At 68.7% G+C, this 1645-nt stretch carries 1 protein-coding gene; it reads left to right on the forward strand.

Features of this window, described 5'->3' with window-relative positions; all coding sequences use genetic code 11:
* Positions 1 to 48: 48 nt before the first annotated feature.
* Positions 49 to 1645: histidine kinase dimerization/phospho-acceptor domain-containing protein (locus B3E94_RS13515; RefSeq protein ID WP_286913887.1), on the forward strand; the 1597-nt coding region annotated here is incomplete at its 3' end.

The following is a 1645-nucleotide window of genomic DNA, read 5'->3' on the forward strand; positions in this document are numbered from 1 at the left end:
TGCCGGCGATGGGGCCCGCCTGACAACCCCACCACCCGGACCCGCCCCATGCCCTTTACCTTTCGCGCCCTGCGTCTGGGGCTGATCACCCTGCTGATCCTCGCTGGTACCGCACTGAGCGCCGGCTGGGCCATGCACCAGGCCAAGCGCCAGGCCATGGAAGACGACGCCCGCCGCGCCAGCCAGCAGTTGGGGTTGTACGCCAATTCGCTGCACACCCTGATCGAACGCTACCGCGCATTGCCTGCGGTGCTGGCGCTGGACCCGGAGCTCATCGAAGCCTTGCGCGGCCCGGTCGGCGAAGCGGTGCAGGATGCCCTGAACCGCAAGCTCGAACGCATCAACGGCGCCGCCAACTCCTCCACCCTGGAGCTGCTCGACCGCACCGGCCTTGCGGTAGCGGCCAGCAACTGGCGCCTGCCGACCACCTACGTGGGCTCCAACTACGGCTTTCGCCCCTATTTCAAACAAACCCGCAGCCAGGGCAGCGGCCGCTTCTATGCGGTCGGCGTGACCAGTGGCGTGCCGGGCTACTTTCTTGCCAGCGCGGTCAACGACGAGCACGGGCGCTTTCTCGGTGCCATGGTGGTCAAGCTCGAGTTCCCCGAGCTGGAACGCGAATGGCGCCAGGGCAGCGATATCCTCCTGGTCAGCGACGCGCGCGGCATCACCTTCATCGCCAACCAGGACGGCTGGCGCTACCGCGAGCTGCAACCGCTCAGCGGCGCCGACCGCGCGGAACTTGCCGAAACCCGGCAGTACGACAAGCAGCCACTGGTACCCCTGCAGCATCAAGTACTGACCCACTTTGCCAGCAACAGTCAGCTCACCCGCGTGCAAGGCCCCGAGGGGCCCGCCGAGTACCTGTGGGAAAGCCTGCCGCTGGAGGGCGAAGGCTGGACCTTGCACCTGCTGCGCAAGCCGCAAGTGGCAGCCGATGGCCGCAACGCTGCCCTCGGGGCTGCCGCCGTGTGGTTGAGCCTGGTCTTCGCCGCGCTGTTCGTCAGCCAGCGCTGGCGCCTGGCCCGCCTGCGCCAGCGCAGCCGCGATGAGCTCAAGCGCCAGGTCGAGGAACGTACCCGCGAGCTGCGCACCGCCCAGGAAGGCCTGGTGCAGTCGGCCAAGCTGGCCGCCCTGGGGCAGATGTCCGCGGCCATGGCCCACGAGATCAACCAGCCCCTGACCACCCAGCGCATGCAACTGGAAACCCTGCGCCTGCTGCTCGACCATGGCCGCTACGAAGAAGCGCGCAAGGCCCTGGAGCCGCTGGAGCAGATGCTCACGCGCATGGCCGCGCTGACCGGCCACCTGAAGACCTTCGCCCGCAACAGCCCAGGCGGCCTGCGCGAGCGGCTGGACCTGGCCACCGTGGTCGATCAGGCCCTGCAGTTGCTCGACACCCGCATCCGTGGCGACGGCGTCGAAGTGGCCCTGTACCTGGCGCGCCCGGCCTGGGTGCGTGGCGATGCCATCCGCCTGGAGCAGGTGCTGATCAACCTGCTGCGCAACGCCCTCGATGCCATGGCCGACAAGCGCTACAAGCGCCTGGAGATCCGCATCGAGCCCGACAGCACGCAGTGGCGCCTGAGCGTGCTCGATTCGGGCGGCGGCATCGCCGACGCCGACCTGGCCAAGGTCTTCGACC

Origin of the sequence: Pseudomonas sp. UBA6315, from assembly GCF_002438125.1 — a bacterium.
Taxonomy (GTDB): Bacteria; Pseudomonadota; Gammaproteobacteria; order Pseudomonadales; family Pseudomonadaceae; genus Aquipseudomonas; species Aquipseudomonas faucium.